Here is a 13,967-nt window from a genome sequence, read left to right as displayed (position 1 = left end):
TCGTGAGACGTAAATTACTGCTCCTGCTGGAAACCGGACTGGTCCTGGCAGGACTGCTGTTGGGTGCGAGTGCCTGGAAACTGCACTCGGCCCTGGAACAACCGCTGAACCTGAGCCAGGAACAGTTGCTCGATGTTCCCGCCGGCTCGACGCCCACCGGCACCTTCAATCGTCTGCAAGCCGAGGGTGTGCTCGATGATGCCTTCTGGCTGCGCCTTTACTGGCGCTTCAATATGGCGGGCCAGCCTCTGCACAGCGGCGAGTACCGCATGACCCCAGGCATGACTGCCGAAGGCCTGATCGGCCTCTGGCAGCGCGGTGAGGTGGTGCAGTACAGCCTGACCCTGGTGGAAGGCTGGAATTTCCGCCAGGTACGCAGCGCCCTGGCCAAGAGCGAAAAATTGCAGCAGACCCTGACGGGGCTCAGCGACAGCCAGGTGATGGAAAAGCTCGGGCATCCCGGGGTTTTCCCTGAAGGGCGTTTCTTCCCTGACACCTATCGTTTCGTTCGGGGCATGACCGACGCCGAGCTCCTGGAAAAAGCCTACGACCGCCTGGACGATGTGCTGGCCAAGGAGTGGAGCAAGCGTGCCGACGATGCGCCTTACAGCGATCCTTATCAGGCGCTGATCATGGCCTCGCTGGTGGAGAAGGAAACCGGCGTACCCCAGGAGCGTGGGCAGATCGCAGGCGTGTTCGTGCGTCGCATGCAGATTGGCATGCTGCTGCAGACCGATCCTACGGTGATCTACGGCCTCGGTGAGCGTTACACCGGCAAGTTGACCCGGGCTCATCTCAAGGAAGCCACGCCCTATAACACCTACGTGATTGCCGGCCTGCCGCCGACGCCGATCGCCATGGTCGGACGCGAGGCGATTCACGCCGCCCTCAACCCGGTGCCCGGCAAGAGCCTGTATTTTGTCGCGCGGGGCGACGGCAGCCATGTGTTCTCCGATGACCTGGATGCCCACAACAGCGCGGTGCGCGAGTTTCAGCTCAAGCGTCGCGCCGACTACCGTTCCAGCCCGGCCCCAGCCGCCACGCCAGCGGTTCCCGAAGCGGCAGGTCAGGCACCGGAGACGCCTGCAGCCCCTGGCCCGGAGACGGCTCCGGCAAGCGCCCCGCAAGCTGCGCCCGAGCCGGCTGCGACTCCGGCTCCTGCCGAGCCTGTGCCCGAGCCCGCGGCGAAAAGCCCGCAATGACATTGATTAAGGACTGCCCGTGACTGGCTTGTTTATTACCCTGGAAGGCCCGGAAGGCGCGGGCAAAAGCACCAATCGCGAGTACCTCGCCGAGCGCCTGCGCGCTGCGGGGATCGAGGTGCTGTTGACCCGTGAGCCCGGTGGCACGCCGCTGGCCGAGCGGATTCGCGATGTACTGCTGACCCCGGTGGAAGAGGTCATGAATGCCGATACCGAGCTGTTGCTGGTGTTCGCCGCGCGTGCCCAGCACCTGGCAACGGTGATTCGCCCGGCCCTGGAGCGCGGTGCGGTGGTGCTGTGCGACCGTTTCACCGACTCCACCTACGCCTACCAGGGCGCGGGCCGCGGCCTGAGCCTTGTGCGCATTGCTGCGCTGGAGGATTTCGTTCAGGGCGAGTTGCGCCCCGACCTGACCCTGGTCTTCGACCTGCCGGTGGATGTCGGCCTGGCGCGAGCCAGTGCCCGTGGCCGGCTGGATCGCTTCGAGCAGGAAGGCCAGGCCTTCTTCCAGAAGGTTCGCGAAGCCTTCCTGGCCCGCGCCGCAGCGGCGCCGCAGCGTTATGTGCTGGTGGATGCGGCGCAGCCCCTGGCCCAGGTCCAGCAGTCCCTGGACAGCTTGTTGCCGCAGTTGCTGGAGCGCGCCCGTGGCTGAAGTCTTCCCCTGGCAGGACAGCCTCTGGCAGCAATTGGCGGGGCGTACCCAGCATGCCCATGCCTACCTGTTGCATGGCCCGGCGGGTATCGGCAAGCGGGCCCTGGCCGAGCGGCTGATGGCGCGCTTGCTGTGCCAGCGCCCGGAAGGCCTGGACGCCTGTGGTCAATGCAAGTCCTGCCTGTTGCTGTTGGCCGGCAGCCACCCGGACAACTACGTGCTGGAGCCGGAGGAAGCGGACAAGGCGATCAAGGTCGACCAGGTCCGCGAACTGGTGAGCTTCGTGGTCCAGACAGCCCAGTTGGGGGGGCGCAAGGTGGTGCTGATCGAGCCGGTGGAGTCGATGAATATCAACGCCGCCAACGCCCTGCTCAAGAGTCTCGAGGAGCCTTCCGGCAACACTGTGCTGTTGCTGGTAAGCCACCAGCCCAGCCGGTTGTTGCCCACGATCAAGAGCCGTTGCGTGCAGCAGGCCTGTCCGCTGCCCAGCGAGGCCATGAGCCTTGAGTGGCTGGCCCAGGCCCTGCCTGATTGCTCCGAGGAGGAGCGGGTGGAGCTCTTGACCCTGGCTGCCGGTTCGCCGCTGGCAGCGGTCAGCCTGCAGGCCCAGGGTGTTCGCGAGCAGCGGGCGCAAGTGGTGGAAGGGGTGAAGAAGCTGCTGAAACAGCAGCAGTCGCCCACGCAACTGGCCGAATCCTGGAGTGCCATTCCCTTGTTGCTGCTGTTCGACTGGTTCTGCGACTGGTCGAACCTGGTCCTGCGCTATCAACTGACCCAGGATGAGCAGGGACTGGGCCTGCAAGACATGCGCAAGGTGCTGCAATACCTGGCGCAGAAGTCCGCCCAGGCCAAGGTGCTGAACATCCAGGACTGGATCCTCGCCCAGCGCCAGAAGGTCCTGAGCAAGGCCAACCTCAACCGCGTGCTGTTGCTGGAAGCCTTGCTGGTGCAGTGGGCGGCCCTGCCTACCCAGAATTGACCCGCAGCGCCTAGACTCAGCGTTGTTTCCGCCCGGGCGCCACAACCCGGGCCTTTCATTGATCGGATGTAGTTGTAGCCTCCTATGCTCGTAGATTCCCATTGCCACCTTGACCGCCTCGACCTCGCCGCTCATGACGGCTCCCTGGATGCCGCGCTGGCTGCTGCCCGCCAGCGGGGGGTAGGGCACTTCCTGTGCATCGGTGTCAGCGCCGACAACGCGGCGGACGTCAAGGCCCTGGCCGATCGTTATGACGATGTCGACTGCTCGGTGGGCGTGCATCCGCTGGATGTGCAGCCCGGCGCAGCGCCGGCCCTGGACTGGCTGCTGGATGAACTGAATCACCCCCGGGTAGTGGCCATTGGCGAGACTGGCCTGGACTATCACTACGAGCCGGAAGCCGCCGAGCTGCAGCAGGAATCCTTCCGCCTGCACCTGCAGGCCGCCCAGCAGACCGGCAAACCGGTGGTGGTGCACACCCGCGGCGCCCGCGCCGACACCCTGGCACTGTTGCGCGAGGCGGCATTGCCCAATGCCGGTGTGCTGCATTGCTTCACCGAAGACTGGGAAATGGCCAAGGCGGCCCTGGACCTGGGTTTCTATATTTCCCTCTCGGGGATTGTCACCTTCCGCAATGCCGATGCCCTGCGGGACGTGGCCCGACAGGTGCCGGCCGACCGCCTGCTGGTGGAGACCGATTCGCCTTACCTGGCGCCGATCCCCTATCGTGGCAAGCCCAACCTGCCGCAGTACGTGCGCGAGGTGGCGGAGTTCCTGGCGATGCTGCGGGGCGAAAGCTATGAAGCCTTTGCCCAGCAAACCACGGCCAACTTCAAGCGCCTGTTCCCCTTGGCGCGGGTCAAGGGCTGAGCCTGGGTCGTACGGTGCACTGGCGCTGAATGGCGGGCAAAAAAAAACCCGGGTTCTGGGGGGTGAATCCGGGTTAAGACCATTAGGAGTAAAACTAAGGCACGCGGTCCTTCGGTACCTTGATCGGCGTTTCACTTGGGGGAGATGTCCCGCCGACAGTTGAAGTATTGATCACTATTGCATTCAGTCCAGTTGCCCCTGCTCGTTTTTTAAACAAATTTGGAATACGCGCGCTTCGCTTGAGTTCTCATTTGGGTTGCCTGTATCGCAATTTTCGACGCGATCGCTGAATATCACCTGATTTTTAGCCGATAAGACTAAAAATAGCCGCATTTTCCTGAAGGTTGCCTACATAATCTGTTGCAGTTTGCGGTACCTGTCCGGCTGGCAGTTATCAACGCCATCGATACTTTCGGATTATTCTTCCGCTCTTCTAGGGCTTCTCTGATGCTGTGGGACGGCAGTTGCATTGGCCCCCGCTGAGCGACGAATCAGCCGGGCAATGATGAAATTGCGACTTATCGAGGTCTTTGCGTCGCACGCAGGGCGTGGGGCAATCCAGGGTGCTGGTTGCGGGAAAAACCAGACTTCGCGGTCTGATCCGGAGCTTGGCGGCTGTGGAAGTTTGCTATTTGAACCCTGGCCCGGCCCCGTATTCACGGGATTTCCCTGGCTTTTGGCGCCTGTCTGGAAGGTTCTGACGGGGCGGCTTTTGCGCCAGAAACACCAGCAACGATGGATGATCCGTGCATTTTGGCGCAAGTTAGGCATAATACGCGGCTTCGATTTTGACCCCGAACAGACCTTTTCTTATGCAGAAAGAACCTCGTAAGGTCCGTGAGTTTCGTCGCCGCGAGCAAGAAATTCTCGATACCGCGCTCAAGCTGTTCCTCGAACAAGGTGAAGACAGTGTCACCGTCGAGATGATTGCGGATGCCGTGGGTATCGGCAAAGGGACCATCTATAAGCATTTCAAGTCCAAGGCGGAGATCTACCTGCGCCTGATGCTCGACTACGAGCGCGACCTGAACGAGCTGCTGCACTCGGCCGACGTCGACAAGGACAAGGAAGCCCTGTCCCGGGCCTACTTCGAATTCCGCATGCGTGACCCGCAGCGCTATCGGTTGTTCGACCGCCTGGAAGAGAAGGTGGTCAAGGGCAACCAGGTGCCGGAGATGGTCGAGGAACTGCACAAGATCCGCGCGTCCAACTTCGAGCGCCTGACCCTGCTGATCAAGGGTCGCATCAGTGAAGGCAAGCTTGAAGACGTGCCGCCGTACTTCCACTACTGTGCCTCGTGGGCGCTGGTGCATGGTGCGGTTGCGCTGTACCACTCGCCGTTCTGGAGCAATGTGCTGGAAGATCAGGAAGGCTTCTTCCAGTTCCTGATGGACATCGGTGTGCGCATGGGCAACAAGCGCAAGCGCGACCCCGACACCTCGAACAGCTAAGGCATTCAGCCGCTGTATTGCGCCATCGACAAACTGTATGGCGCAGTGTCCGAGGAATATACTCAGGCATGGGACTTGCCAAAACCTGATTTTTGGGTCAGGTTTTGCCCGGTTCTCCCTTCCTACGCCGGAGTCATCCATGATCGTTGATCGTCAAGGCAGGCGCTTTCGCAACTTGCGGATCAGTCTGACGTCTGCCTGCAACTACGCCTGTACCTACTGCGTGCCCAACGGCAAGCGGCTGGTGGCTGCCCAGGACGAGTTGTCGGCCGAGGCAATGGCTCGCGGCGTGGCGTACCTGATGGAAGCGGCGGGCATCGAGCGCTTGCGCATCACCGGTGGCGAACCCCTGGTCAGTCCCAAGCTGGAAGCCTTCATGGGCGCGGTGGGGCGCATGGGGCTGGACGACATCAGCCTGACCACCAATGGCCAATTGCTTGCGCGCAAGCTGCCGTTGCTGGTGGAGGCCGGTATCCGCCGGATCAACGTTTCCCTCGATACCCTGGATGCGACGGCTTTTCGCAGCATTGCCCGTGGCGGCGACCTGGCCACGGTGCTCGATGGCATGCAGCAAGCCCGCAGTGCCGGTTTGAAGATCAAGGTCAACATGGTGCCGTTGCGCGGGCAGAACCTGGATCAGGTGATGCCGTTGCTGGATTACTGCCTGGAACGGGGTTACGAGCTGCGTTTCATCGAGCTGATGCGCATGGGCCACCTGGCCAATGATGGCAACGCTTTCCTGCAGCAGTTTGTCAGCCTGCAACAGTTGCTGGACCTGATCGGCCAGCGCTACGAATACCTTCAGGCCGATGCGCCGGTGGATGCTACCGCGGTGCGCTACGCCATTCCCGGGCACGGTCATTTCGGCGTGATCGCCAACGAAAGCGTGCCGTTCTGCCGCACCTGTTCGCGTTTGCGGCTGTCCTCCACGGGCTGGCTGCACGGCTGCCTTTCTTCGAGCAATCGTCACTATGTCGGCGACCTGCTGGACAAGCCGCGCCATCAGGCTCTGCCGGCCATGCAGCGGCTGCTGGTCAAGGCCTTGGGGGACAAGCAGGAGCTGGCCTTTTCCGGTGGAGCCACGGTGATGAAGATCATTGGCGGCTGAGGTGCTTTGCCGACGAATTCCCTTCCTTGGCGGAGCTGGCGCGGAAGCTGCATCCCGTGGCCATTCGCCGGTTTTCCGTCACCGGATTTTGGAGGGTAGGATGCGTAGCCTGGTTTTGCTGCTGGCCTTTTTGGCACTCGGCGGCTGCATGAATGTCAGTGATATGGGCGAAGGGGTGCGCTATCACCTGAGTGATGCGGGGGTGCTCGATCACAGTGATACACGCCGCACCAGCTCGTTCCGCATTCAACCGGATTCGTTCATTTTCATTGCCCAGGGGCATTTCGTACCGCCGGGTGGCGCTTATCCGCGGCCCAACGTGGTAGCCGAGGAAGCCTTCAACGGCTTTGTCGAGTATTTCCCCATGGTGCGTCGGGCCAAGGCGCCCGAGGGCCTGAATGAAGCCATGGCCGAAGCCCGGGAAGCGGGGGCGCACTATCTGCTCTACGCCCGTTTCGCCAAGGCCGATGACCGTATCGGTAACTCTGACGAGTGGCTGGATCAGGAAGCCGTGGACCGCCTGGGGGTGGATACCAGTACCATCCAGATCATGTTGATCGAAACCAGTACCCAGTACCTGATCGATTCCGCGCGGATTCGCAGCCGTGGCGGTTTACTGACGTTCCACGACAACAAGCCACAGGATCTGCTTGGTCCGCCGTTGCAGCAATACGCGCGCGGCCTGCTGGGCCTGAGCGACTGATTGAGGGAGGAGAGCGGTATGAGTGGTCCAGGCAAGGCCAACGACCTGTTGGCGCAGATTCCCAAGGCTGAAAAAGGCCTGCCGCCGGTCCACCTGTGGAACCCCGACTTCTGCGGCGATATTGACATGCGCATCGCCCGCGACGGCACCTGGTATTACCTGGGTACGCCGATCGGCCGCAAACCCATGGTCAAGCTGTTCTCCACCATCATTCGCCGCGATGGCGATGACTATTTCCTCATCACTCCGGTGGAGAAGGTCGGCATCAAGGTCGATGACGCACCCTTCGTCGCCGTGACCCTGGAGGTCGAAGGGCAGGGCGAGGCTCAGGTGCTGCGCTTTTCTACCAACGTCGAGGAGCAGGTGGTCGCCAATGATGAGCACCCGCTGCGGGTGGTGATCGACCCCCTGACCCAGGAACCGGCGCCTTACATTCTGGTTCGACACAATCTTGAAGCGCTGATCCATCGCAACGTCTTCTACCAACTGGTGGAGCTGGCGCAGGCCCGCCAGATCGACGGCCAGAATTGGCTGGGGGTGTGGAGTTGCGGGGTGTTCTTTCCCATTGGTCTTGAACCCTGACGGGCGTTTCAGACGGCTGTAAGAAGATATTTCTTGCTCTGGCTCGGGCCTTTCATGTATCAAGCCGGACATGATCAAACATGTCCGATTCGATAAGAAAACAAGGGTGGTCGACGAGTTGATCCGGCGTATTGAAAGCGGCCTGTTGGAGGACGGCTTTCAACTGCCGGGCGAGCATCAGTTGGCCGAAGAGTTCGGTGTCAGCCGTGGCACCTTGCGCGAGGCCCTGGCCGAGCTCAAGCGGCGCAACTACATCGCCACGCAAAGCGGCGTAGGCTCCATCGTCACCTTCGACGGTGTTGCCCTGGATCAGCATCATGGCTGGGCCCAGGCCCTGGCCGACAGCGGTGCGCTGGTCAACACCGAGGTGCTGCGCCTGGAGGCGATCCAGCGCCCGGACCTCAAGCATCGCCTGGGCACCGACCAGTTCATCGCCCTCGATCGCCGGCGCCGCAGCACCGATGGCCGGGTGCTGTCCCTGGAGCGCTCTCTGATCCCGGCTTCCGGCGAGCTGGAAGGCCTGCCTAGGGTCGGCCTGATCGATGATTCCCTGACCATTACCCTGGCCGCCTACGGTTATATCGGCGAGCGCGGCGATCAGTGGATCGGCGCCGAGCCCTTGAATGCTGAAGATGCCCAATTGCTCGGACGTGCGCCGGGCGAAGTCTTCCTCAAGGCCCTGCGTACCACCTACGACCGCCAGGGGCGCTTTATGGAGCAGGTCGAAAGCCTGCTGGACCCGCAGCATTTTCGCATGCACCTGCAGTTCGGAGAGCCGCGGTGAATGCATTGCAGCGCGCCCTGGGCGCCTTCTACGGGCTGGCCCTGGGCGATGCGCTGGGCATGCCGACCCAATCCTTGAGCCGGGAACAGATCCAGCAGCGCTTCGGCGTCATTCGCACCCTGGAGGACGCCGGCCCGGACCAGCCGATTGCCGCGAACATGCCCCGGGGCTCCATTACCGACGATACCGAGCAGGCGATCCTGGTGGCTCGCCTGTTGGTCCGGGGGCAGGGCCGGATCGCTCCGGCGGCCCTGGCCCAGAGCCTGATCGAGTGGGAGGCGCAGATGCAGGCCAAGGGTTCCCAGGATCTGCTGGGGCCTTCCACCAAACGCGCCATTGAAGTGATCCTCGCCGGGGAGTCCGTTGAAGAGGCGGGCCGCTATGGCACCACCAATGGCGCCGCCATGCGCATCACGCCGGTGGGCATCGCCGCCGATGTGGCTCGGCCCGAGACGTTTCTGCAGGCGGTGGTCGAGGCCTGCCAGGTGACGCACAACACCAGCCTGGGCATTGCCAGCGCGGCGGCGGTGGCGGCGGTGGTGTCCGCCGGAATCAACGGCCAGCCTCTGGCCGAAGCCTTGGCACTTGGTGTGCAGGTCGCCTGGCAGGCCCAGGCCCAGGGGCACTGGGTAGCGGGTGCCACCATCGGTGCTCGCTTGGACTGGACCGGCACCCTGCGTGTCGACGGCGACCGGGAAGGCTTTGCGCGGATGCTCTACGAGCTGATCGGCACCTCGGTGGCTTCCCAGGAATCGGTGGTGGTGAGTTTCGCCCTGGCCCGACAAGTGGCCCTGGGGCAATTGCCGGCCTTCGAGGCACTGTGCATGGCCGCGGGCCTTGGGGGCGACACCGACACTATCGCGGCGATTCTCGGTGCCATGCTCGGCGCTTGCCTGGGGATGGAGATCTGGCCTGGCGAACTGATCGGGCAGGTGCGAAAGGTCAATGAGCTGGACCTGCAGCCTCTGGTGGAACAGCTGCTGGCGCTGCGTTGAGCCGCCTTTAAGGTACTGGCCGCGGTGTGCGGCCATGTTGCCGATCGCTATGGAAAGCTATGACACGGCCAGGAATGCCGGGATGTTCTGTGACTTCCGAAATTGCCCAATACCCCTAACAACGGCAACAGGAGTTTTATCATGAGTTCATCCACGGCCGGATCAGGCGCCGGGCAACTGGAAACCCGCGGTATCGAGCCGGTTCCCGAGGCCGAGTGCGACGGGCACCCGCTGCAGCTGTTCTGGGTCTGGTTCGCGGCCAACATCAGTATTCTCGGCCTGCCCCTGGGGGCGACTCTGGTGGCGTTTCGCGGTTTGTCGATCTGGCAGGTGCTGCTGGTGGCCATCCTGGGGTCGGTGGGGTCGTTCGCCGTGGTCGGCCTGATCTCGGTAGCCGGCCGGCGCGGGCGGGCGCCGAGCCTGACCCTGTCCCGGGCAATCTTCGGGGTGCGGGGCAATATCGGCCCGACCCTGGTGTCGATGCTTTCACGGGTTGGCTGGGAGACGGTCAATACCACCACGGCGGCCTTTGTCCTGCTGTCCCTGAGCTCGATCCTGTTTCAGACCCCGGCCTCGGCCAAGGATGCGCCGCTGCTGACCCTGCTGTTCATCGGCATCTTCGTGCTGATGACCCTGAGCGTCTCCGGCCTGGGCCACGCCACCTTGCTGGTCATCCAGAAGTGGGCCACCTACGGCTTTGGTGCCCTGAACGTGCTGGTGGGCGGTTTCCTCTGCGCCACCATCGACTGGGCGGCGGTCTTCAATGCCGCGCCGGCCCCCATGAGCGCGATGATCATCGGCGTCGGCACCATGGCCGCCGGGACCGGGATTGGCTGGGCCAGTTCCGGGGCCGATATGTCGCGTTATCAGCACCGTTCGGTAACGGCCGGGCGCCTGGTGGCCTCGGCGGCGTTTGGCGCCGGCATTCCGCTGGTGTTGCTGATTACCCTGGGCGGATTGCTGTCGGTGGGCAACGATCACCTGGCCTCGGCAGTGGACCCGATCATCGCGATCCGCGACATGCTGCCGACCTGGATGGCCGTGCCCTACCTGGTCGCGGCCTTTGGCGGCCTGCTGCTGTCCAACAACCTCTCTGTGTATTCCGCCGGCCTCACCGCGCTGACCCTGGGCCTCAAGGTCAAGCGGGTCTATGCGGTGCTGGTGGATATCGTGGCGATCTTCCTCGGCTCGATCTATTTCATGCTGATTGCCGACAGCTTCTATGGCCCTTTCATCAGCTTCATCTCCCTGCTGGCGGTGCCGATCACCGCCTGGGTGGGGATCTTCGTGGTGGACCTGATCCATCGTCATCACTACAGCGCCGATGATCTGCTCAACGTCGGCCCGAGCAGCGCCTACTGGTACCGGGGCGGCATCGAATGGCGAGCCTTTGGCGCCTGGGTGCTGGCGATTGTGCTGGGCTTCTGTTTCACCACCATCGGCACCACTGCCGAAGACGTCTGGTTCACCGGGCCCCTGGCAGATTCCTGGCTGGGGCATAACGGCCTGGGCTGGATCGTTACCTTCCTGGTGGCCGGCGGCGGTTACGCTCTACTGGGCGGTGCCCGGGACCGGCGCGCGGCCTTTGTCGAGAACGCCAATGCCTAGGTTGCTGCACACCGGCCAGGTAATAGTCGACCTGGTGATGGCGGTAGAGCGCCTGCCGGCCTCCGGAGGCGATGTGCTCGCGCAATCTGCGGGCTTCGAGGTCGGTGGCGGCTTCAACGTGATGGCCGCCGCGGCGCGCAACGGGTTGCCGGTGGTCTACCTCGGGCGCCACGGGCAGGGGCGCTTTGGCGACCTGGCGCGGGCGGCGATGCAGGGCGAAGGCATACAGATGAGCCTGGAGCCCGGCAGGGGGGCTGATACCGGTCTGTGCGTGGCCCTGACCGAAGCCTCTGCTGAACGCACCTTCATTTCCCATATCGGCGCCGAGGGCGAATTGTCGGCCGAGGATCTGGCCCGGGTCCGGGTGGAGGCGGGGGATTACCTCTATGTCAGCGGCTACAGCCTGTTGCAGGAGTGCAAGGCACGGGCCCTGCTGGACTGGTTGCTGGCGCTGCCTCGTTCGATCCCATTGATGTTCGACCCGGGGCCGTTGGCCGGTTCGGCAGATTCACCCTTGATGGCGGCGCTGTTGCCGCGGATCGATATCTGGAGCAGCAACCGCGCCGAGGCATTGCAATTGACCGGTACTTCGCAGATTGCCCAGGCGCTGGCGCAGCTCGAAAGCTGGTTGTCACCTGCGGCGTTGCTGGTGCTGCGTGATGGCCCCCGCGGCTGTTGGGTCAGCCGCCAGGGGCAGGCGGTGCAGGTGCCGGGGTTCAAGGTGGAGGCGGTGGACAGCAACGGTGCCGGTGATGCCCACGCCGGGGTCTTGGTCGCCGGGCTCGCAGCGGGCCTCGAGCCGCTGATGGCGGCTCGTCGGGCCAACGCCGCGGCGGCGATTGCCGTCACCCGGCGTGGCCCGGCCACCGCTCCGGGCAGTGCCGAAGTGGATGCCTTGCTGGCGCGCGGCTGAGTCAGGGCGAGCAGTTGGCCGCCGGTCAGCCGGCCTTGCTCAAGGCTTCGATCAGCTCCTGCTTGCGCATGCGCGAGCGTCCCGGAATCTTCTTCGCCCGAGCTTCGCGCATCAGGCTGTCCTTGCTCTGGGTGCCCAGGGACGCCGCGCTGTTGCGGGCATGCCCGTGGCGTGTGGCCACCGCGCGCCGGGCCGACTCGCTGCGGGCCCGGGCCTTGTCTGCCGGGCTTTTGTCCCGACCGGAGCCACCCGCCCGTTCACCGCCGCCGGACTGCTTGTTCACCGTGGCCCAGGCCCGTGCTTCGGCCTGCTCCGGCGAGAGCCCGCGTTCTTCGTAGCTGGCTTCGATGGCCGCGGCCTTGCGGCGCTGGGCCAGGGTGTATTTGGCTTTGCTTCCTCGAGTCATGACATCTCTCCTCAAGGCCCTGGCGCACAGGGCCTGCTGGATTGAACCGGCGGTTACTGGCTGCTGCCTTCAGAACCTGAGCCGCCGGTGGTGGTTTTCGAGCCGGTACCGGTCTTGCCACTGTCGGGTGTGCTGGAGTCCATGGTGCCGACACCGCCCTGGCGGCCGTTGTCGTTGCCCTGAATGCGCGGGTCGGTCCCGGTCGCCGGTGGCAATGAGCCTTCGTCCATGGCCGGTGGGTTGATGTTGATCTTCGGCGTGCCCTGGGTGGCCGGGGATTTCGGGCCTTCAACCGGGTTGGTCGGGCCGGTGGCGCCGGCCAGGGCAGCAGTGGACAGCAGCCCGGCCAGGGCCAGGGCGCAGAGTTGGACCTTGATCATGGTGTCGCCTCCATTCGTTAGAGTCGTTACCTGATATTGGTCCGCTGCCGGGGCCGGTTGGTGCCTGATGATCGACGAACGGTGTTATGCACCGGCTGCCATACGCCAGTGGCCCAGGCGCCGCCAGCCCAGGCGGCCAAGGCTGATCAGCCAGTTCAGCAACGCCACGCCGAGCACCGTGAACAGCAGCGCCTGGATGCCGGCTTCGACGATGATCCGCCCGGCCAGCCAGGGAAAACCGAAAACCCCGATGAAGTACGACAGGCTGAACAGCAGCAACGCCTGGGAGGTGCGGCCGGCTGGCGCTTCGTTGGCCGCCAGGCCGTTGATCACCGAGTAGGTCAGGCCATAGCCCACCCCCAGGGTCACGGCAGCCAGCAGGTAGCTGGCGCTGCTGTCGACAGCAAATAAAAAGAGCAGGATCGACACCAGCATCAGCCCCGAGAGCAGGCAGGCGGCACGGTAGGGATCGCGCTTGACCACGATCCCGGCGATCAGCAGGCGGCTGGCGATGGCGGCGCTCATGAAGCCGAGGAAGAACAGCGAGTAGTCGACGCCGCGGGAGGGGCCGTAGCTGGTCTGGAAGCTCGAAAGGCCGCCGAATACGCAACCTCCCAGGCCCACCATGAGAATCGGCCAGACGGCGCGGGAGGACAGCACCTGCGCGGTGCCAGCCCAGGTGATGCCAGCCGCTGCGGTGCCCAGGTGGTTGGCCTGCTGGCGCAGCCGGCCGCCCAGCCGCCAGAAGATCAGCACACCCAGCAGGCTGGCACCGGCGGCGATCAGAAAGGCGCTGGCCAGTGGGTAGCCCAGGGCACTGGCCAGGCGCCCCAGCAAGGGGCCGGAGCCGATGCCGGTCATCATGCTGCCCGACAGCAGTGCGAAATAGCGGGCCCGTTGCGCAGGCTCCACCAGCATCGCCACGATGATCGGTCCCAGGGTATAGAACACCCCCCAGCCCAGGCCCAGGGTCAGGCCGAAGAACAGTAGGCCGGGGCCGACCCCCGGGGTCAGGGCAAAGCCCAGGCTGGCCACCGCCAGCAGGCAGCCGAACACTGCCACCGAGCGCGCGGCGCCGAGGCGGTCCGAGAGGTGCCCGGAGCCGATCACCGCAACGAAGGTGCTGAGCATGGCTGTGGAAATCACCGTGCCGGCATCGTGTTCATTGCCGCCACGGCTGCCGATCAGCAGCGACAGGAGAAAGGTCGAGCCGTAGGACAGCGACAGCAGATAGCTGCCCAGGCAGAACAGGCCGAATAACGGGGCCGAGACCCGGGACTGCTGCGGGGTGCACGCCGACATGAAAGTGCCTCTTTATGCTTGAAGTCATGCCG

General features: G+C 64.0%; 15 protein-coding genes. 12 read left to right on the top strand and 3 right to left on the bottom strand.

Going from position 1 to position 13,967, the window contains the following annotated elements; all coding sequences use genetic code 11:
* Window positions 1–2 precede the first annotated feature (2 nt).
* From mltG to BLS75_RS19850, 12 genes are all read left to right on the top strand, one after another.
* Window positions 3–1,202 carry an endolytic transglycosylase MltG gene (gene mltG / locus BLS75_RS19905; RefSeq protein ID WP_072451633.1) on the top strand — a complete coding sequence of 400 codons (1,200 nt, stop codon included), beginning with the start codon at window positions 3–5 and terminating at the stop codon, window positions 1,200–1,202.
* 19 nt (window positions 1,203–1,221) lie between these two features.
* Window positions 1,222–1,854 carry a dTMP kinase gene (gene tmk / locus BLS75_RS19900; protein WP_072451632.1) on the top strand — a complete coding sequence of 211 codons (633 nt, stop codon included), beginning with the start codon at window positions 1,222–1,224 and terminating at the stop codon, window positions 1,852–1,854.
* Window positions 1,847–2,833 (top strand): DNA polymerase III subunit delta', encoded by a 987-nt coding sequence (locus BLS75_RS19895; RefSeq protein WP_011060123.1) that lies wholly within the window; start codon window positions 1,847–1,849, stop codon window positions 2,831–2,833. Before tmk ends, BLS75_RS19895 begins: the two co-directional genes overlap by 8 nt.
* Window positions 2,834–2,917: 84 nt before the next feature.
* Complete coding sequence (locus BLS75_RS19890; protein WP_011060124.1) at window positions 2,918–3,703, top strand: TatD family hydrolase; 786 nt, start codon at window positions 2,918–2,920, stop codon at window positions 3,701–3,703.
* Between the two features lie 812 nt (window positions 3,704–4,515).
* On the top strand, window positions 4,516–5,154 hold the full coding sequence (locus BLS75_RS19885) for a TetR/AcrR family transcriptional regulator (RefSeq protein ID WP_011060125.1): 639 nt from the start codon (window positions 4,516–4,518) through the stop codon (window positions 5,152–5,154).
* Window positions 5,155–5,293: 139 nt separating this feature from the next.
* Window positions 5,294–6,262 (top strand): GTP 3',8-cyclase MoaA, encoded by a 969-nt coding sequence (locus BLS75_RS19880; protein ID WP_072451631.1) that lies wholly within the window; start codon window positions 5,294–5,296, stop codon window positions 6,260–6,262.
* A 100-nt stretch (window positions 6,263–6,362) separates the two neighbouring features.
* Window positions 6,363–6,965 (top strand): DUF4823 domain-containing protein, encoded by a 603-nt coding sequence (locus tag BLS75_RS19875; RefSeq protein WP_011060127.1) that lies wholly within the window; start codon window positions 6,363–6,365, stop codon window positions 6,963–6,965.
* Window positions 6,966–6,983: 18 nt separating this feature from the next.
* A complete protein-coding gene (locus BLS75_RS19870) occupies window positions 6,984–7,547 on the top strand; it encodes a DUF1285 domain-containing protein (protein WP_072451630.1) in 564 nt (187 codons plus the stop codon).
* A 70-nt stretch (window positions 7,548–7,617) separates the two neighbouring features.
* A complete protein-coding gene (locus BLS75_RS19865; protein WP_011060129.1) occupies window positions 7,618–8,331 on the top strand; it encodes a GntR family transcriptional regulator in 714 nt (237 codons plus the stop codon).
* A complete protein-coding gene (locus BLS75_RS19860; protein ID WP_072451629.1) occupies window positions 8,328–9,326 on the top strand; it encodes an ADP-ribosylglycohydrolase family protein in 999 nt (332 codons plus the stop codon). The genes BLS75_RS19865 and BLS75_RS19860 overlap by 4 nt, the downstream gene beginning before the upstream one ends.
* A gap of 141 nt (window positions 9,327–9,467) precedes the next feature.
* A complete protein-coding gene (locus BLS75_RS19855) occupies window positions 9,468–10,934 on the top strand; it encodes a purine-cytosine permease family protein (RefSeq protein WP_041116809.1) in 1,467 nt (488 codons plus the stop codon).
* Complete coding sequence (locus tag BLS75_RS19850) at window positions 10,927–11,847, top strand: PfkB family carbohydrate kinase (protein WP_072451628.1); 921 nt, start codon at window positions 10,927–10,929, stop codon at window positions 11,845–11,847. The genes BLS75_RS19855 and BLS75_RS19850 overlap by 8 nt, the downstream gene beginning before the upstream one ends.
* Before the next feature lie 25 nt (window positions 11,848–11,872).
* Here the strand turns inward: BLS75_RS19850 and BLS75_RS19845 are convergent, their stop codons facing one another.
* The 3 genes from BLS75_RS19845 to BLS75_RS19835 all read right to left on the bottom strand — a co-directional run bounded on the left by BLS75_RS19845 (window position 11,873) and on the right by BLS75_RS19835 (window position 13,935).
* Window positions 11,873–12,253, bottom strand: a complete 381-nt coding sequence (locus tag BLS75_RS19845) for a Rho termination factor N-terminal domain-containing protein (protein ID WP_019094643.1) — start codon at window positions 12,251–12,253, stop codon at window positions 11,873–11,875.
* 53 nt (window positions 12,254–12,306) lie between these two features.
* Window positions 12,307–12,633 carry a hypothetical protein gene (locus tag BLS75_RS19840; protein WP_011060134.1) on the bottom strand — a complete coding sequence of 109 codons (327 nt, stop codon included), beginning with the start codon at window positions 12,631–12,633 and terminating at the stop codon, window positions 12,307–12,309.
* Between the two features lie 84 nt (window positions 12,634–12,717).
* Window positions 12,718–13,935 carry an MFS transporter gene (locus tag BLS75_RS19835; RefSeq protein ID WP_072451627.1) on the bottom strand — a complete coding sequence of 406 codons (1,218 nt, stop codon included), beginning with the start codon at window positions 13,933–13,935 and terminating at the stop codon, window positions 12,718–12,720.
* Window positions 13,936–13,967 lie beyond the last annotated feature (32 nt).

Origin of the sequence: Pseudomonas sp. NFPP12, from assembly GCF_900103205.1 — a bacterium.
Classification (GTDB): domain Bacteria; phylum Pseudomonadota; class Gammaproteobacteria; order Pseudomonadales; family Pseudomonadaceae; genus Aquipseudomonas; species Aquipseudomonas protegens.
This window is presented reverse-complemented; position numbering and strand designations above follow the sequence as displayed.